The sequence below is a fragment of the Aerolutibacter ruishenii genome, assembly GCF_007830115.1.
GTDB lineage: Bacteria > Pseudomonadota > Gammaproteobacteria > Xanthomonadales > Xanthomonadaceae > Aerolutibacter > Aerolutibacter ruishenii.
The window spans coordinates 231,126-248,574 of the sequence record NZ_VLKP01000002.1 but is presented as its reverse complement, the minus strand read 5'-3'; the positions used below and the strand labels follow the sequence as shown (position 1 = coordinate 248,574).

Sequence of the window (17,449 nt, the reverse complement as noted above, 5' to 3'; positions counted from 1 at the left end):
TTCGCATGCCTCACGTCGGCGTCTCCTGTTTATCTCTAGGCTGCATTCAGGACCGTGCGAACGGTGCACGAATGACTCTACGCCTAGACAAGTCGCATGTGGTGCTCGTGCTGGTACTTCGCCTCGTGGACTCAGTGACACCCACTTTGATTGTTTGGCGACGGGAGATTCGGGGTTTATGCCCTTGATTTGAAACACTTTGCGCTCGTTATGGCTGTTCACCCAATCAATGTCCTGCCATTTCTGAGCGTTCGGCGTAGCAACTATGCTTGGCTCCCGGTTCGGCCTATGGTTGTCTGATCAGTACCGTCTGACTGCGCTGCGACATGCCCAACGCCCGCTTGCCGATGTACATCGCCGCGTCGGCACGCGCCAGCGTCGCCACCAGCGACTCACCGTTTTCGCGCAGGGCACTGCCCATCGAGTAACTGCACGGTGCCTGCCGGGCATCCTCGCGCAAGCGTTCGACAATGCGCTCCAGCGCCGCGGCGCCGCTGTGCGGCAACAGGACCACGAACTCGTCGCCGCCCATCCGCACCACCACGTCATCGGCCCGCACCCGGTCGGCGAGGAATCGCACCGTCGCCTTCAGCACCGCGTCGCCGAATTCGTGGCCCTGCCGGTCGTTGATCTGCTTGAACTCGTCCAGGTCGAAGGCGATCACCGCCCAGCTGGCGCCATCGGCATGGCGCTGCTCGAACCGCTCCAGTTCGCGACGGTTGTAGGCGCCGGTCAGCGCGTCGCGCAACCCTTGCTCGCGCAATGCTTCCAGTTCGAGGTTGTGCAAGGTCACCTCCACCGCCTGGGTAACGATGTAGGGCGTGGCATCGGCGGGCTCGACGTAACTGCTGGCACATTGCCAGTAGCGGTTGCCACCCGCCGCGACCGGCACCCCGAGCACGCCCTCGCCGGTTCCCTCGCTGCGCACCTTCGCCAGGTAGGCGTCCACGGTTTCCGCCACGCCCCCTGGCAGAAGGGCCTGCAACGACTGCCCCCGCATCGCCTCCACGCTGTCCGCGCCGAACGCCTCGGCGGCGGCCGGGTTGGCGAGGATGATCCGCCCCGCGACGTCGTGCAGCAGCACGCAGCCGCGGGTAACGCGCATCAGCCCCGAAGTCTGCGCCTCACGCTCGCGCACGGTGTCCAGCGCCTCGCGCAGGCGTCGGTTGCGCTGGCGTGCCTGCCGGTACGAGCCCAGCATCAGCATCAGGACCACCGCGGTCAGGATCTGCAGCCCCACGATCAGGCGGTTGCGTTCGGCCAGGGCGGTCGCGCGATGCTGCGCGACTTCGGTCTCGTGTGCGAGCCTGGCAACGTCCTTCGCCTGTTGGGCGTACTTCAGCTGCGCTTCGAATTCATCCAGGGCCTGCGCGCGATCGGCAAATTCCACCGCTTCATCCACGGCCAGGAAACGCGCGAAAGCGTCCTCGCGCAGCGCGGAGGGTACGCCAGACCTGGCCTGGACCGAGATCAGCTGACGCAACAGCCGCTGCTCCTCGCGCAGCAGGTCCAATTGGCGGAACAGCGCCGCGGCTCGAGCATACTCACGCGCTGCCGCCACGCTGTCACCCGCATCGGCCGCCGCGTTGCCGAGCACCTCGCGGCCCATCGCTTCCAACTGGGCGTTTTCCAGGGTCGTAGCGATGGCGAGGACGCGCTCGCCTTCCTCGCGCTGCTGAGCGACGAGCCCACTGGTGCGCGCCAGACGCGCCCAAGCCAGCGCCAGTTCCGCCTCCAGCTTGGGATCCTTGACTGCCTCCACCGCCCGTCGCGCCTGTACCAGGGTCGTGCGCGCCGCGCTCCACTGGTCCAGTCCCATCTGCGCCTGCGCCAGGTTGCGCAGCAAGCGCGCCCGTATCGGCGAAACCTGCCCGGCGCCGAGTGCCGCCAATCCGCGTTCGGCGTAACGGGCGGCCATCGCATGCTTGCCCGAGGCTGCGCTCATCGCCGAGAAACCCAGCTGGATATCCGCATACAGCACGTCCACCGGCTGCCGTTTCAGCACCAGCTCGGCCTGCCCGAGCCTCTGCCCGGCGTGGCTGTACTGTCGTTGCGCAACGTCCGCCAGCGCCTCGTTGATCAGACCGCGAACTTCCAGCAACGGGTCATCGAGGCCGCGTGCGATGGCCTGCACTTCGGTTCCTGCAATGCGCTGGCAATCCCAGTCGGCGATCACCCGGCAGGCGTTGGCACGGGCCAGCAGTAACAGGGCACGGCGGTGCCGGTCGTTGTGCTGGTTGGCCTCGGCCAACGCCGCGTGCAGTTCCTGCAACACGGCCCGGGGCTCGCCCAATGCACGCAACTCCAGGGGATCGCGGAGCGTCCGGATCGCGGGCTCGGCACCCACCGCCGACAGCGGCCAAGCCACCATCAGCACCCAGATGCCCCACGCGAGTGTGCTTCGCCGTTTGCCCATGCCGCCTTCCACGAACCGAAATCCTGCCGTGGTCTGCGTACTATTGTATCGGCAGCGCTGGCGCCCAATCCGCCAAGGGCATGCGATCCATGACTGGTGTCACACCACGGTGAAATCGATCACCACCGCCCCCGGCTCGCGCTGGCGGTAAGTGATGCTGAGCGCATCGCCAAACTTCTCCTGCAACTGGCCCAGCAGTGGGATCGGATCGTGATCGTTGACGAAGCGCATGGTCTCGCCCGGATACAGGGCCCCCAGTGCGCCGAAGATGGCGGAATGGCGGAAGCGGCGGGCCACGCCGCGGGCGTCGAACAGGTGGGCGGTTTCGGGGTTGGGGGTGGCGCTGCTGCAGTTGGACATGGCGGTATGCGGAAGAAGCGGTGGAATCGCCACGCTACGACCCTCCGGGCGAGCGCGCGCTGACCCAGGTCAGCCAGACGCCTTTGGCGGGCGCTTGCCGCATCCGGCGCCGTGACGGTACAGGAAGGCACCCCGACCTTTGGGACGTGCCCGCGCCGCCGCATTGGCGTGTATTGGCCGCTTCTCCACTTCCCAACCGCCACCATGGTCCGCCGCGCCCCGCTGTTCCTGCCGCCGCTCCTCGCCGCGACACTCGCCTTGCCCGTGTCGGCTTCCCCTGATTCCGGCGAACCCGTCCTGTTGGCGGCAACCGCGCCCGCGGCCGAAGGCGATGCGCTGCTGGTCGCGCAAGCCGAGGTGTTGGCCGCCGAACGCGCCTTCGCACGGACCATGGCGGACCGCGACCACGCGGCCTTCGCGCGGTTCCTCGCCGACGAAGCGGTGTTCTTCTCCGGCGAGCAGGCCGCCCGCGGGCGCGCTGCGGTGGCGGCATCCTGGGCGCGGCTGTATGCGGGCCCGACACCCCCATTCTCGTGGGAACCCGACCAGGTGCAGGTGCTGGCATCGGGTACGCTGGCGCTGAGCACCGGACCGGTGCGCGATGCGACCGGCACGGTCATCGCCCGCTTCAACTCGATCTGGCGACGCGAGGCGCCGGGCGTGTGGAAGGTGGTTTTCGACAAGGGCAGTCCGGTATGTGCGCCGAAAGCGCCCTGACCCCGGTCGCGTGCGGCGCCGCGCCACCGCATGGCATGGGCGCAGGCGCGGGCGGACGCCCAGCGGCCGTGGTCGACGCGGTAAGGTGACGCCCTTCCCGCCATCCGCCATAAAGCGTCCTTCCAACCGATGTCCCACCTCGACCCGACCGCACCCGGCCTGAGCGGCCAGTCCTCGACCGACCCTGCGGGCGCCCCGCTGCAGCACGCGCTCAAGCCGCGCCAACTGATCATGATGGGGCTGGGCACGGCCATTGGGGCGGGTCTGTTCCTCGGCTCGGGCGTGGGCATCCAGGCCGCGGGGCCGGCAGTGCTGGTGTCGTACCTGATCGCTGGCGCGCTGGTGATCATCGTGATGCATGCGCTGGGCGAAATGGCCGCCGCGCGGCCGGCCAGCGGCGCGTTCTCGGTGTATGCCGCCGATGCCTTCGGCCCGGTGGCTGGCGCCACGGTGGGCTGGCTGTGGTGGCTGCAGGTGGTGATCGTCGTCGCCGCCGAGTCGGTGGGCGCGGCGGGCCTGCTGGCCACGCTGTGGCCCGCGTTGCCGGTGCCGTGGCTGTCGCTGGGGTTCATGCTGGTGTTCACCGCGATCAACCTGCTGGGTGTGCGCAACTTCGGCGAGTTCGAGTTCTGGTTCGCCATCGTCAAGGTGGTGGCGATCCTGGCCTTCATCGGCATCGGCATCGCCTTGCTGCTGGACTGGCTGCCGGACGTGGCGTCACCGGGCTGGTCCCATTTCACCGCGCATGGTGGCTTTGCGCCCAACGGCTGGGCCGGCATCGGCGCGGCGCTGCTGGTGGTGGTGTTCGCCTTCGGCGGCACCGAGATCGTGGCTATTGCGGCAGCCGAATCCGAACACCCGGGGCGCAGCCTGGCGCGGGCGATCCGCACGGTGGCATGGCGCATCCTGGTGTTCTATCTCGGCTCGCTGGCGGTGATCATCGCGGTGGTGCCGTGGACCAGCGAGGCGCTGAAGTCGCCGTTCGCGGCGGTGCTGGACGTGGCGCGCATCCCCGGCGCGGCCGCGGCGATCACCCTGGTGGCGGTGGTGGCGTTGCTGTCGGCGCTCAATGCCAACCTCTATGGCGCCTCGCGGATGATCTACTCGTTGGCGCAACGCGGTGAGGCGCCGCGCGCGCTGGCCCGGTTGAGCGCACGCCGCGTGCCGGTGGCGGCGGTGGTGGCGAGCGTGGCCTTCGGCTTTCTCACGACGGCGCTGGAACTGCGCTGGCCGGGCAAGGTGTTGCCGGCACTGCTCAACCTGGTCGGTTCCACCTGCCTGATGGTGTGGACGATCACGCTGGCCTCGCAGTGGGTGTTGCGCCGCCGTGCCGACCGCGCGGGCACGGCACTGCCATTCCGCATGGCCGGGTTTCCGCAGCTGACCCTGGCCGGGCTGGGCATCCTCGCACTGATCTTCGCCTTGACCCTGCTGTCGCCAGCCTCGCGCACCCAACTGTTGTCGACGGTGGTGCTGACGCTGGCGATTGCCGGGGTGTGCAGGTGGGCGCAGCATCGACGCGCGACTGTCGCGGCACGCGGCAACGCCGCGTGATCGGCAACTCACGGGCCATCCCGTACGATCGGGCCATCCTGCCGTCTGCCCGCATCGGGCGGCGTGACGGCGCCTGACATCACCCCCTCCCTGGAGTCGTCCATGACCCGCCTTCTCGGCATTTCCGGCAGCCTGCGCAGCAAGTCCTACAACACCGCACTGCTGCGCGCCGCGCAGCACGCAACCGGCGATGGCGTCACCCTGGATATCGCCACGCTGCACGGCATTCCCCTGTACGACGGCGACGTCGAGGCGCGTGACGGCATTCCGCAGGCGGTACAGGCGTTGAAGGCGCGCGTGCTGGCCTGTGACGGCCTGCTGCTGGTCACGCCCGAGTACAACAACGGCATCCCCGGGGTGTTCAAGAACGCGATCGACTGGCTGTCGCGCCCGGCCGGCGAGATCCCGGCGCTGTTCGGCGGGCGGCCGGTGGCCGTGCTGGGGGCCTCACCCGGCGGCTTCGGCACCATCCTCTCGCAGAACGCCTGGCTGCCCGTGCTGCGTACGCTGGGCGCGCAGCACTGGACCGGCGGACGGCTGATGGTGTCACGCGCGCACGAGGCCTTCGATGCCGAAGGCACGCTGGTCAACGACCTCGTGCAACGCCAGCTGGCGGCCTTCGTCAGCGGGTTCGCGGCATTCGTCGCGGCGCACAAGGCGACAAGCTAGGCTCCGCGGCGCAGGAGTGGCTCACGGCCGGCAATAGAGCAGCATGCGCCCGCGCGGACGCAGCGATGCCTGCAGCGCCTCACGCCAACCCGCCGTGTCCGGAAAGGCGTCAACCATGGCAGCCTCCAACGCCGCAAAGCCCGGCTGTGAGGCGCGCACCGGCAAGTTCTTGCCATGCGCGGCAAACTCCAGCACGACGTCGTCGCACGGCATGCCGTGCACGCGACCAGCGTGGATGGTCGACACCGCCTGCCATGCCACGAACGTGGGGCCGACGCAGAACCCGAACGCGGTGACGGAGACCGGGGTGGCGTCGGGGTCTGCCGCGCGCCGACGATGTTGGTCGAACTGGAGAACGGTGGTCACGCTGAACTCTTTTTCCGCGCCATCAGGAGTTTCCATGGCATCGGGGTTGCACCACGTGTAAAGCGCCAGCAACCGGCCACGGATACTGGAAATTCACCGGCATCCCCATCGCGACCGGGGTGTCGACACCCTCCGTGGAATTCCAGTCGCCAGAAAAAGAGGGCCCGGAAACCGGGCCCGAAGTGCGAAAACGGGGGGAGGGTAAGCCCGTCTTCATTGCCTTGTCATGGCACGGTCAACTTTCGTAGGCGACCTCGCCGTGCGAGGTGATGTCCAGGCCCTCGCGCTCGGCCTCTTCCGGCACACGCAGGCCCACCAGCAGCTTGACGATGCCGAACGCGAGCAGCGACACCACGCCCGACCACGCCACGGTGATGCAGACACCCAGCGCCTGTACGCCGACCTGGTGTGCGATGGAGAAATCGGCCGCGCCGGTGCCGCCCAGTGACGGCGCGGTGAACACGCCGGTCAACAGGGCGCCGACGATGCCGCCCACGCCGTGCACGCCGAACACGTCCAGCGAATCGTCCGCGCGCAGCAGGCGCTTGAGCCCGGTCACGCCCCACACGCCGGCGATGCCCGCGATCGCACCGATGGCGATCGCGCCCAGCGGCCCGACGGTGCCGCACGCCGGGGTGATGCCGACCAGGCCCGCGACCACGCCCGAGGCACCGCCGAGCATCGACGGCTTGCCCTTGTGCACCGCTTCCACCAGCGTCCACGCGATCGCCGCGGCGGCGGTGGCCACCAGCGTGTTGATGAAGGCCAGCGCCGCGCCCGAGGTCGCCTCGAGGTTGGAGCCGGCGTTGAAGCCGAACCAGCCCACCCACAGCAGCGACGCGCCGACCATGGTGAAGGTCACGTTGTGCGGCTTGATCGCGTCACGCCCGTAGCCGGTGCGCGGGCCTACGAAGTACGCACCCACCAGGCCGGCGATGCCGGCATTGATGTGCACCACCGTGCCGCCGGCGAAATCAATCGCACCCTTCGCGAACAGGAAGCCATCCGGCGCGTACCACACCATGTGCGCGATCGGCAGGTAGGCGAAGGTGAACCACAGCACCGAGAACAGCAGCACCGCGCGGAACTTGATGCGCTCGGCGAACGCACCAACGATCAGCGCCCCGGTGATGCCGGCGAACGTGGCCTGGAACGCCACGAACACGTACTCGGGGATCGACACCCCCGCGGTGAACGTCGCCGCCAGCGAGTCCTTGGTGATGCCCAGCAGGAACACCCGGTCCAGCGTGCCGATGAACGCGTTGCCGCCAGCGAACGCCAGCGAGTAGCCGTACGCCACCCACAGCAGCACGATCAGCGAGAACACGGTCAGCACCTGCATCAGCACCGACAGCACGTTCTTGCTGCGCACCAGGCCGCCGTAGAACAGCGCCAGGCCCGGTACCACCATCATCAACACCAGCAGCGTGGAGGTCAGCATCCACGCCACGTCGCCCTTCTCCACCACCGGCGCGGCCGCGGAGGTGGCGGCCTGCGCCACCCCCGCGGCATCCTGCGCATGCGCCGGCAGCGATGCCGCCAGCGCACCCAGCACCGCCGCTCCCCAGACAGCGTGTGCCAGACGGTTGGTCAACCGGTTGCCCGTCGGGGCGGTCACGGCCAGCGCGCGCCGGCCCAGGTCATTGCTCATCATGGTTCGTGTCCCCCGGTTCACAGCGCGTCTTCGTCGATCTCGCCCGTGCGGATGCGGATCGTGCGTTCGATGGAGGTGACGAAGATCTTGCCGTCGCCGACCTTGCCGCTCCTGGCGGCGTTCTGCACCGCTTCCAGTGCCGCGTCGAGCATCGTGTCGGCGACCGCGCACTCCAGCTTGAGCTTGGGCAGGAAGTCGACGACGTACTCGGCGCCGCGGTACAGCTCGGTGTGTCCCTTTTGTCGACCAAAGCCTTTGACTTCGGTCACGGTGATGCCGGACACGCCCACTTCGGCGAGCGCCTCGCGCACCTCGTCGAGCTTGAACGGCCGGATGATGGCGGTGATGAGTTTCATCGCTTGTCCCCTTGGCAATGGAATGCGTGATTGCGAATGCGCATGCGTCAGAACCCCTTGCTGACCGACAGCGCCACGGCGCTGCCGGCGATGTCGTGGCCATAGCCGTTGGTGTAGAGCGCCTCGTCGGCATCGGTGTCGGTATAGGCCAGGCCCAGCGAGAAGCCGTTGTCGAAGGCCTTGCTCACGCCCAGCTTCCAGTCGGCGTACTCGTACGCCTCGTTGCCTTCGATCCACTGCTCGCCGCCGTGCGCGACCAGCGTCCAACCGCCGCCGAGCGCGTAGGTGGCGTTCACGTCGAGGTAGCCGCTGCCGTCGGAGTCGACGTAGCCGAACAGGTCGGTGACCGCATGGGAATACTTGGCGCCCAGCGACAACGCGTCGGTGGCGGCCACGGTCAGGCCGGCGTAGACCTCGCCGGTGTCGGGACGGTTGAAGCCGGCGGGATAGTCGCCCGGATAGCCGTAGTACAGCGCGCCGACGTCGTAGCTGACGCGTTCGCCCAGCTTGCCGCGATAGCCGGCGCAGACGTCCAGCTCCAGGCTGTTGGAAACGGCGAGGCCAGTGGCGCCGTAGTCCGACAGCCAGCTGACGTTGCTGCCCCAGGCGCCAGCGTAGACGCCGCTGTCGGCGGCGTATTCCACGCCCGCCTGCACGGCCGGATCGCCGTTGGTCTGCGATACGCCGCGGAAGATGTAGTCACTGGCCAAGGTCACCGAGCCGATGACGCCGGCATGTGCGGGTGCGAATCCCATCATCGCCAAGGCCATCACACCCGCCATCGCGCGCGCGGCAGGGCAGTTGCCCCGTCGATCCGGCGCGTCGCCGAGGCCGCTAGGGCGAACACCACGGGCGACGCGCGCGGCGGAAGTGGAACAACACTGCATGCAACGGAATGCCGTGCTGCTGGATGTCGCGTTAGTGAACGTCGTGTTGCGAGACTTCATGAACCAGGCTCCTCGAAAGGCCCTCCCTGGTTATGCACTCGGTGTGGCTTGTCGCGTTTTCCGGCACGAGTCGCCCCGCGCCGCGCCCGTACGCGCCTGCTCGGGCAGGTCGCGCCGGGATTGCAGCCTGTTGTGTGGTGCTGGGTGAAGCGGTGCCGGTGTCGCTACGGCGAGCGGCATCCTGCCGCGCCGCGCCCCGCGTGGAGGCGCGGCGGAACTCGCGTCAGATCGTGTAGTACAGCTGGTATTCCAGCGGGTGCACCGCGGCGCGGAACTGGGTCACTTCCTTCATCTTCAGCCCGATGTAGGCATCGATGAAGTCGTTGGTGAACACGCCACCGGCGGTGAGGAACTCGCGGTCCTTGTCCAGCGCGTCCAGCGCCTGGTCCAGCGAGTGGCACACGGTCGGGATGTTCTTCTCTTCTTCCGGCGGCAGGTCGTACAGGTCCTTGTCGCTCGGCGCACCCGGATCGATCTGGTTACGGATGCCGTCCAGGCCGGCCATCATCAGCGCGGCGAAGGTCAGGTAGCCGGAGTTGACCGGATCCGGGAAGCGGAACTCGATGCGGCGCGCCTTCGGGTTGGACACGTACGGGATGCGGCACGACGCCGAGCGGTTGGAGGCCGAGTAGGCCAGCATCACCGGCGCCTCGTAGCCCGGCACCAGGCGCTTGTACGAGTTGGTGGCCGAGTTGGCAAACGCATTGATCGCGCGAGCATGCTTGAACACGCCGCCGATGTACCACAGCGCCATCTGGCTCAGGCCGCCGTAGCCGTCGCCGCTGAACAGGTTCACGCCGCCCCTGGCCAGCGACTGGTGCACGTGCATGCCGCTGCCGTTGTCGCCGACCAGCGGCTTGGGCATGAAGGTCACGGTCTTGCCGTTGCGGTAGCCGACGTTCTTGATGACGTACTTCATCATCTGCAACTCGTCGGCCTTGCGGGTCAGCGAGCTGAACTTGGTGCCGATCTCGCACTGGCCGGCGTTGGCCACTTCGTGGTGGTGCACTTCCACTTCGATGCCGATGGCCTCGAGCGTCTTGCACATCTCGGCGCGGATGTCGTGCAGCGTGTCCAGCGGGGCGACGGGGAAGTAGCCGCCCTTCACGCCCGGACGGTAGCCGGTGTTGCCGCCTTCGTATTCACGGCCCGAGTTCCACGCCGCCTCTTCCGAATCCACGTGGAAGAAGGTGTGGCCCATGTCGTTGGCGTAGCGCACGCTGTCGAAGATGAAGAACTCCGGCTCCGGGCCGAAGAACGCCTGCTCGGCGATGCCGCTGGACTTGAGGAACGCCTCGGCGCGCTTGGCGATGCCGCGCGGGTCGCGCTCGTAGGCCTGCATGGTGGTCGGGTCGAGCACGTCGCAGGTCAGCACCAGCGTCGGGTCGGCGGTGAACGGGTCCAGGAACGCGCTGCCGGCGTCGGGCAGCAGCACCATGTCGGACTGGTGGATGCCGCGCCAGCCGCCGATCGAGCTGCCGTCGAACATCTTGCCGTCCTCGAACAGGCCCGGTTCCACCACCGACTTGGGGAAGGTCACGTGGTGCCACACACCGCGCATGTCGGTGAAACGCAGGTCGATGAATTCGACCTTGTGGTCCTTGATCAGCTTTTCGACGTGTTCGAACGACATGGGGTGGCCTCGGCTGGGATTGGGATGTCAGGGCCGCGGGGGCGGCTCAGCGTAGACAAAGCAAGTTGTGTGCCAGCCATGATCATCGCGCAAGACACTGATTTTCATGGTGTAGGGCAAGCCAACAATGAGAAATTGCACCATGACTGTGCGAAAAATCGTATTTGCACCATTATCGTGCATCGGCGGCCGCAACGGGCCATCGGCTATGCTGGCGCACCCGTTTCCGCACCCAGCCGCATGACCGACCTGCTCGCCGCGCTGTTGCTTGGCATCATCGAAGGCATCACCGAGTTCCTGCCGATCTCCAGCACCGGCCACCTGCTCATCGCCCAGCACTGGCTTGGCCACCGCAGCGACCTGTTCAACATCGCCATCCAGGCCGGCGCGATCCTCGCCGTGGTGGTGATCTACTGGAAGCGGCTGTGGGGCATGCTGGTGGCGTTCCTCGGCCATGACGCCCCGGCGCCGTACGATCCGCTGGGCGTGACCGCCACGCCGGCGCAATCGCGCGATTACGCCTTCAAGCTGCTGGCCGCATTCGCCGTGACTGCGGTCGGTGGCGTGCTGGTCAAGGCGCTGGGCTGGCAACTGCCCCACACCGTGCAACCCATCGCGTGGGCGCTGATCATCGGCGCGGCCTGGATGGTGCTGGCCGAACAGCTCGCCGCCCGACGCGCCGAACGCGAGGGCGAGCGCACCGACATTGCCTGGACCACGGCCTTGCTGGTGGGCGTGGCACAGGTGGTCGCCGGGGTATTCCCGGGCACCTCGCGCTCGGCGGCGACCATCTTCGTCGCCCTGCTGGCGGGCACCACCAGCCGCGTGGCGGCCACCGAGTTCGCGTTCGTGGTCGGCATTCCCACCATGTTCGCCGCCACCGGCTACGAACTGCTGTCGATGGCGCGCGCTGGCGGCATCGGCCAGGAAAACTGGACCGCGCTGGGCGTGGCGTTCGTGGCGTCCGCGGTGACCGCGTTCGTGGCGGTGAAGTGGCTGCTGCACTACATCCAGTCGCGCCGCTTCACCGCGTTCGCGGTATACCGGGTGGTGCTGGGCGTGGCACTGCTGGCGTTGGTCCCGGCCGGGGACTGATCCGACCGGCCCCGACCAGGGGCGCTCAGCCCTTGACCCCGGGATTGAGCGAATACGTGGCGTAGATCGCCGCTTCGGCCAGCACGTGGCCGTGCATCGCCGCCTGCACGTCGGCCGCGGCGAAGCGTTCGGGCAACCGCAGGCCGGCCACGTCCAGCGCGAATACCCGGAAGAAGTAACGGTGCAGGCGCAGGTCGTTGGGCGGCGGGAACGGGCCGTCGTAGCCGCGCCAGTCGCCCGCCATCGCCTCGTCGCCGGCGAACCAGCCGGTGTAGTCGTTCAGTCCCTGGCGGCTGCCGATGGGGCCCGCCGGTTCGGCCTTGCCGTGCGGCGCCACGCCATCACTGCAGGCACCGGCCGCGATTTCGCGCACGTCGGCGGGGATGTCGGCCATCACCCAGTGCACGAAGTCGCAGCGCGGCTGTTCCACCGGGATGTGCACATCGCTGCGGCCGACCATTTCCGCCACCGTCGGCACATCCGGATCGATGCACAGCAGCACGAACGAACGCGTGCCGGCCGGCACCTCGTCCCACGCCAGGTGCGGGTTGCGGTTGGGCGCGAAGCCGAAGCCGTCGGCGGTGGGCTGGCCTGCGGCGAATTCCGGCGACAGGCGCTGGCGGTGTTCGAAGCTGTTGCTGCGGATCTGCATGGTCGCCTCCGGAACGCGTTTGGCAGGTCAGGGACGCGGGCGCACGCGGCACGAGGCCGCCCGTGCCCGCGATGGGTTCACTCGGGGTACCCCAGGCGCTTGGCCACCGGTGTCAGCAGCGTGAATGCTTCCGCCAACGCCCCGCTGTAGGCGCGCCAGTGCCCGGCGGCAAAGCGCTCGGGTTGCAGCACGCCCTGCGGCGGGATACGCACCTGGGTTTCGAGCGCGTTGGCCAGGGCCTGGGCGATGCCCTTGGGGTCCTGGGCGATGTCGTCCAGCCTGACCAGGCGGTGGGGGAACAGGTCCTGCTCGTGCAGGTAGGCCACCTGCGCCAGCACCTGGGCCAGCCAGCGCGCACCGGCGTCCGGCGACTCCAGCTGGAACGGCACCGGGGCGCCGAACGCCAGCCAGTCCAGCAGCATGTCGCGCGGGTCGCGCAGTGCGACCATCAGCACCGCCTCGGGCAGGTGCGGGCGCAGTGCGGCCAGCAGGGCGTTATCCCACCACAGCAACCAGTCGAACACGTTGCCATCCTCGATGCCACGCGTGGGCAGCAACGAACGCCACTCGTCCACCAGCGCTTCGGCGCGGGTTTCCGCATCGCCCGCCGACAGTTGTTCGATCGTCGGATAACGCTGCAGGAAATCGTTGGGCGGATTTGCGCCCAGGCGGTCGGCCCGCAACGGCGCGCCACTGGTTTCGAAGGTGGCGGCGATCCGCTCCACCAGGCTGCCCGGCGCGCCCCACAGCAGCAGCACGCCCTTGGCGTCGTCCGGCAGCGGTGCCAGCTCCGGCCAGTCACTGCGCGCCGTGCTCAGCGGCGGGTACGGCAGGCGTTGATCGGCCACTTCGGCGTGGACTTCAGCCCACGTCGCCACGGCCGCTTCATGCTGGCCTGCCGCGTCGTAGGCGCGGCCCAGCAGCTGGCGCAACGCGCGCTTGACCCCTGCATCACTGGCGCGGGTGATCAGCATGTCAACGCGCGCGATCGCCGCATCCGGATCGGTGCGCAGCAGCGCATCGATCACCCGCATCTCCGCGGCGGTGTGGCCGGGCTCCAGTTCGGTGATGCGCAGGGCGATGGCATCGGCCTTTTCAAGGGCCCCGGACGCATCCTCGATTGCCCACTGCGCCATCAGCGGCGGCAGGGTGTCGGGCATGGCCTGTTGCCAGCGTTCGACCACCGCGCGCGCCTCGTCGCCGGCAAACGGTTCGAACACCAGGCGCGCGTGCCACAGCGCGGTCTCGGCCGGGTGCGCGCCGAGCGCGGCATCGAGCGCGGTGCGCGCTTCGTCGGCCAGGTCCTCGCGCCGCCACACCTCGACCAGCGGTGCCAGGGTTGCGCGATCGGTGGGTGCCGCGTCGAAGGCCTGGCGCAGCAGCTCGCGCGCGCGCTCCACGCGCCCGCCGTCGTATTCCAGCATGCCCAAGGTGCGCAGCAGCGCCGGCGTGGCGCCCGCGTCCAGCAGCGGTGCCAGCATATCGGCGGCCTCGGCCTTGCGGCCCTGCTGGTTGGCCAGGTCGGCGACCAGCAAGCGCAACGGGCGCGAGTCGGGGCGCAGCTCCAGCAGCGAGCGGAACGCCTGCTCGGCGAAGGCCAGGTGGCCCTTGGCCATGTAGGCCAGGCCCAGCGCATGTCGCACCTGCTCGTCGCCTGGCGCGCGCTCGGCCGCGCGCGCCAGGGTCGCCAGCGCGCCGTCGGCATCGCCGCGGCGCAATGCCACCGTGCCCACGATCGTGGCCACGTGCGGGTGTTCGGGCGCGATGCGCGCGGCCACGCGGGCCACCCGCTCGGCTTCGTCCAGGTCGCCGCGGGCGATCGCCAGCTGCCCCTGCACGATGTACGCGGGGAACTGGTTGGGGTCCAGTCCGATCGTGCGTGCCAGCGCGGCCTCGGCCTCGCCCAGCTGGCGCTCCTCCAGCAGCAGGCCGGCATGCGCCAGGTGCAGCCCGGCATCGTCCGGGGACAGTTCGATCGCCCGCCCGATGGCGGCCAGGGCGGCGTCACGCTCGCCGGCCGTGCGCAATGCGGTGGCCAGCAGGCGGTGGGCAGTGGCGTCCTGCGGGTTGGCGGCGACCGCGTCGCGCGCGGCGGCGACGCCGGCGGCGGCATCACCGCTGCGCAGGGCCTGGAGGATGGTTTCGTACATGAACAGCCTGGAGACGGGGCAAACCCGCATTGTAGCCGCAGCCGCAGGGTCTGCCGGTCAGTCCCCGGCCAACAGCTGCGCGGCGATCCAGCGCTCGGCGAATCCATCCAGATGCCCGTCCTCGACGAAGCCGCAGTGCCCGCCCCAGCGGGAGATTTCCAGGCGGGCGCTGCCTGGCAGCTGCAGGTGGTGGAAATCGTCCACCGGGATCACCGGGTCATCGGCGGCCATCAGGATCCGTGCGGGCACGGGCAGGTCCGCCAACCGGTCGCCGGCAATGGAGTAGCCGTCGAAGTAGCGCTCCAGGCTGCCGAACTCGGTCTGCCGCTCCACCAGCCAGCCAGTGAGCGCGCGGATGTCCATCCGCAGCACGCGGTCGTCGAAGTCGTGCAGGTGCGGGAACAGTTCGCGCTTGCGCGCCAGCGACGCGGTCCATTTGCGCTGGAAGTACCAGCGGTACACCGGCAGCCCGTGCTCGATCACCGACATGGTGCGCGCGGGGTCCAGGACCGGGCACACCACCGCCACGCGCTGCAGCGGCACCCCCGCCGCATGGGCGCGCATCGCCAGGCGCAGGGCGAAGTTGCCGCCCAGCGAATAGCCCGCGGCGACCATCGGCCGGGCCGGGAAATGCCGGGCCAGCTCCGCCGCCGCGCGCACCACCTCGTCGATGCGGTTGGAGTGGAAGATGCCCTCGTTGAGGTGGTGGGTGTCGCCGTGGTCGCGGAAGTTGAGGCGGAACACCTCGAAGCCCGCCTCCAGCAGGTGCGCGGCGGTATGGCGCATGTAGCTGGACTCGGCACTGCCTTCCCAGCCGTGCAGCAGCAGCGCCAGGCCGCGCGGGGTCCGCCCAGGGACCACGCTGTGCAGGCCCAGCAGGCGCACGCCGTCACCGGCGTCGAGCAGGTGTTCGCGGGTCTGCGCGCCGGTCGCCTGCAGTCGCTGTTCGCCCAGCGACTGCCGCCAGCGGTTGGAGCCCAGCAGCGACTGCACGTGCCCGCTGCGGGCCCACCACACAGGACGGTAGTCGGCGGCCGAGAGCATGGTTCAGCCCGTCATCGCCTCGACGATGCGCTGGCGCGCGGTTTCGGCGATGCGCCGGCGACCTTCGGCTTCGCTGGCGACGATCGGCTCGAGGAAGTGCACCTCGGCGACGCGGGGCGGCTCGCCCAGCAGACGCAGGAAATTGCCGAGGAAATGCTCGCGCGGGGCGAACGCCACCGTGCGCTGCGCGCTGCCGCCCTCACCGTAGCGCAGCGCCACCGGCTGCACCGGCGCCCCGGCCTCGACCGCGGCCAGGAAGATGCGCGCGTGGAACGGCCCGATCTCGCCGCCGCCCCGGGTGCCGCCTTCGGGGAACACACCCACCGCGTGGCCGTCGCGCAGCCGCGCCAGCATTTCGTGCAGCACGCCGCCCAGCGACTCGGCGTTGCCGCGGTGATGGAAGATGGTCTGCCCGCGCGAGGCCAGCCAGCCGACCACCGGCCAGCGCTCGATCTCGCGCTTGGCGACGAAGCCCATCATGCGCTGGCTATGCATGGTGATGATGTCGATCCAGCTGACATGGTTGGCGACGAACATCACCCCGCCGCGCAACGGTTCGCCGACCCGGCGCAGGCGGAAGCCGAACACGCGCATCAGCCCGGCCGACCACCAGCGCACGGCCAGGTGGTCCAGGCGTTCGCCGCGCAATTCCAAGGCACCCACGCCCGGCATCATGGCCAGCAAGGTCAACGGCAGGTCGACCAGCAGGTGCCACAACAGCAGCGGCACGCGGTAGGCATAGCGGAACGCGCGCGCCAGCGACGCGGAGGGCGCCGGCACGCCGGCGGGGGAAGACGGCGCATTCATCGCGGAAACGATACCGAAGCGGCGGCGGCGCGACCAGACACGGTGTCACGCCGTGGCGGGGGCGGGTCTGGGGCCGCGGCTTCAACCGCGCGGCACGACCGCCAGGGTCAGGCGCGAGATGCAGACCAGGCGGCCGGCTTCATCCTCGATGCGGATCTCCCAGACCTGGGTGCTGCGGCCCACGTGCAGCGGGCGTGCGGTGCCGGTGACCACGCCGTCGCGCACGCCACGCAGGTGGTTGGCGTTGATCTCGATGCCGACGCAGATGCGGTCGTCGGGTACGCACAGGTTGCCGGCGCTGCTGCCCAGCGTCTCGGCCAGGAGCACGGAGGCCCCGCCGTGCAGCAGCCCGTAAGGCTGGCGGGTGCGGGCGTCCACCGGCATGGTGGCGGTGATGTGGTCGGGGCCAATGTCGGTGAAGACGATGCCCAGGGTTTCGATGCTGTTGCCGCGGGACAGCGCGTTGAGCGCATCCAGGTCCGGCGGACGGCGGAACGGCGAGGGCGGGTGGTCGTGGGAGCGGTCCATGCTCCCACGATAACGGACCCCATTCCCCTCAGGCGAGCCCTGGTTCAGGCAACGCGGAAGTGCGGCTGGTTCCAGTTGGTGGTGTAGCGCCCGCGGGCTGCGTAACCGCTGCTGTTGCCGTAGCCGACGCCGAAGTCGCGCTCGCGGTGCTGGTGGCGGATCGGGGTGACGGTGGCCAGCGGCGCGGGGGCGGCGTCCTGGCGGTCGGCCTGGCGGCGGTTGGCCGACATGCGGCGTTCAACCAGGCGGCGTTCGGCGTTGCGGCGTTCTTCGGCGCGGAGGTGGGCGATGGTCATGGCGTTCATGGCGGGGTCCTTCGGGTGGGGTGTGATCTGGTGTGTTGGTAAAGTACAACACCAATTCGATTCCGCCATGGGCCAGAAGTCACCCCACCAAAGACCTGGTGGCAGACGGGGATCGCACACTGCGGAATCAAGGACTTGGATCGCCCCAAGGGGCGATTGGTTGCCATGACTGATGACAGGGCCGGCCGCCGGCACG

17 protein-coding genes are annotated in these 17,449 nt (G+C 69.1%); 4 read left to right on the top strand and 13 right to left on the bottom strand.

Annotation, left to right across the window (positions count from 1 at the left end; genetic code table 11):
- Positions 1 to 286: 286 nt before the first annotated feature.
- Both IP93_RS03405 and IP93_RS03400 read right to left on the bottom strand, forming a co-directional pair.
- Positions 287 to 2,416, bottom strand: coding sequence for a GGDEF domain-containing protein (locus tag IP93_RS03405; RefSeq protein ID WP_144812003.1), 2,130 nt, complete (start codon positions 2,414 to 2,416; stop codon positions 287 to 289).
- A 99-nt stretch (positions 2,417 to 2,515) separates the two neighbouring features.
- Complete coding sequence (locus tag IP93_RS03400; RefSeq protein ID WP_144812001.1) at positions 2,516 to 2,776, bottom strand: DUF2249 domain-containing protein; 261 nt, start codon at positions 2,774 to 2,776, stop codon at positions 2,516 to 2,518.
- A gap of 204 nt (positions 2,777 to 2,980) precedes the next feature.
- On the opposite strand from IP93_RS03400, the gene IP93_RS03395 reads away from it, so the two are divergent.
- The 3 genes from IP93_RS03395 to IP93_RS03385 all read left to right on the top strand — a co-directional run bounded on the left by IP93_RS03395 (position 2,981) and on the right by IP93_RS03385 (position 5,716).
- The gene (locus IP93_RS03395; protein ID WP_144811998.1) at positions 2,981 to 3,493 is read left to right on the top strand and encodes a YybH family protein; all 513 of its coding nucleotides are present in this window, start codon (positions 2,981 to 2,983) and stop codon (positions 3,491 to 3,493) included.
- Between the two features lie 129 nt (positions 3,494 to 3,622).
- Complete coding sequence (locus IP93_RS03390; protein ID WP_144811997.1) at positions 3,623 to 5,047, top strand: amino acid permease; 1,425 nt, start codon at positions 3,623 to 3,625, stop codon at positions 5,045 to 5,047.
- Between the two features lie 102 nt (positions 5,048 to 5,149).
- Positions 5,150 to 5,716, top strand: a complete 567-nt coding sequence (locus IP93_RS03385; protein ID WP_144811994.1) for an NADPH-dependent FMN reductase — start codon at positions 5,150 to 5,152, stop codon at positions 5,714 to 5,716.
- Between the two features lie 21 nt (positions 5,717 to 5,737).
- Here IP93_RS03385 and IP93_RS03380 read toward each other — a convergent pair whose 3' ends face one another.
- From IP93_RS03380 to glnA, 5 genes are all read right to left on the bottom strand, one after another.
- Positions 5,738 to 6,154 carry a hypothetical protein gene (locus IP93_RS03380; protein WP_144811993.1) on the bottom strand — a complete coding sequence of 139 codons (417 nt, stop codon included), beginning with the start codon at positions 6,152 to 6,154 and terminating at the stop codon, positions 5,738 to 5,740.
- A 163-nt stretch (positions 6,155 to 6,317) separates the two neighbouring features.
- A complete protein-coding gene (locus IP93_RS03375; protein WP_425480017.1) occupies positions 6,318 to 7,736 on the bottom strand; it encodes an ammonium transporter in 1,419 nt (472 codons plus the stop codon).
- A 17-nt stretch (positions 7,737 to 7,753) separates the two neighbouring features.
- Entirely contained in the window at positions 7,754 to 8,092 is a 339-nt protein-coding gene (locus IP93_RS03370; protein ID WP_144811990.1) for a P-II family nitrogen regulator, read from the bottom strand.
- A gap of 47 nt (positions 8,093 to 8,139) precedes the next feature.
- The gene (locus tag IP93_RS03365; protein ID WP_144811988.1) at positions 8,140 to 8,862 is read right to left on the bottom strand and encodes a TorF family putative porin; all 723 of its coding nucleotides are present in this window, start codon (positions 8,860 to 8,862) and stop codon (positions 8,140 to 8,142) included.
- Positions 8,863 to 9,262: 400 nt separating this feature from the next.
- Complete coding sequence (glnA, locus tag IP93_RS03360) at positions 9,263 to 10,672, bottom strand: type I glutamate--ammonia ligase (RefSeq protein ID WP_144811987.1); 1,410 nt, start codon at positions 10,670 to 10,672, stop codon at positions 9,263 to 9,265.
- Positions 10,673 to 10,912: 240 nt separating this feature from the next.
- Between glnA and IP93_RS03355 the strand changes: the two genes are divergently transcribed.
- A complete protein-coding gene (locus IP93_RS03355; protein ID WP_144811984.1) occupies positions 10,913 to 11,767 on the top strand; it encodes an undecaprenyl-diphosphate phosphatase in 855 nt (284 codons plus the stop codon).
- Between the two features lie 25 nt (positions 11,768 to 11,792).
- On the opposite strand, the gene IP93_RS03350 is transcribed toward IP93_RS03355, so the two are convergent.
- The 6 genes from IP93_RS03350 to IP93_RS03325 form a co-directional block, all read right to left on the bottom strand.
- On the bottom strand, positions 11,793 to 12,419 hold the full coding sequence (locus IP93_RS03350; protein ID WP_144811982.1) for a YbhB/YbcL family Raf kinase inhibitor-like protein: 627 nt from the start codon (positions 12,417 to 12,419) through the stop codon (positions 11,793 to 11,795).
- A gap of 77 nt (positions 12,420 to 12,496) precedes the next feature.
- Positions 12,497 to 14,569 carry a tetratricopeptide repeat protein gene (locus tag IP93_RS03345; RefSeq protein ID WP_158636260.1) on the bottom strand — a complete coding sequence of 691 codons (2,073 nt, stop codon included), beginning with the start codon at positions 14,567 to 14,569 and terminating at the stop codon, positions 12,497 to 12,499.
- Between the two features lie 57 nt (positions 14,570 to 14,626).
- Positions 14,627 to 15,613 (bottom strand): YheT family hydrolase, encoded by a 987-nt coding sequence (locus IP93_RS03340; protein WP_144811978.1) that lies wholly within the window; start codon positions 15,611 to 15,613, stop codon positions 14,627 to 14,629.
- 3 nt (positions 15,614 to 15,616) lie between these two features.
- The gene (locus IP93_RS03335) at positions 15,617 to 16,420 is read right to left on the bottom strand and encodes a lysophospholipid acyltransferase family protein (RefSeq protein ID WP_144811976.1); all 804 of its coding nucleotides are present in this window, start codon (positions 16,418 to 16,420) and stop codon (positions 15,617 to 15,619) included.
- Positions 16,421 to 16,501: 81 nt separating this feature from the next.
- Positions 16,502 to 16,948: a hotdog fold thioesterase gene (locus tag IP93_RS03330; RefSeq protein WP_144811973.1), complete on the bottom strand. Its 447-nt coding sequence runs from the start codon at positions 16,946 to 16,948 to the stop codon at positions 16,502 to 16,504.
- A gap of 44 nt (positions 16,949 to 16,992) precedes the next feature.
- Positions 16,993 to 17,253, bottom strand: a complete 261-nt coding sequence (locus IP93_RS03325; RefSeq protein WP_144811971.1) for a hypothetical protein — start codon at positions 17,251 to 17,253, stop codon at positions 16,993 to 16,995.
- Between the last annotated feature and the right edge of the window lie 196 nt (positions 17,254 to 17,449).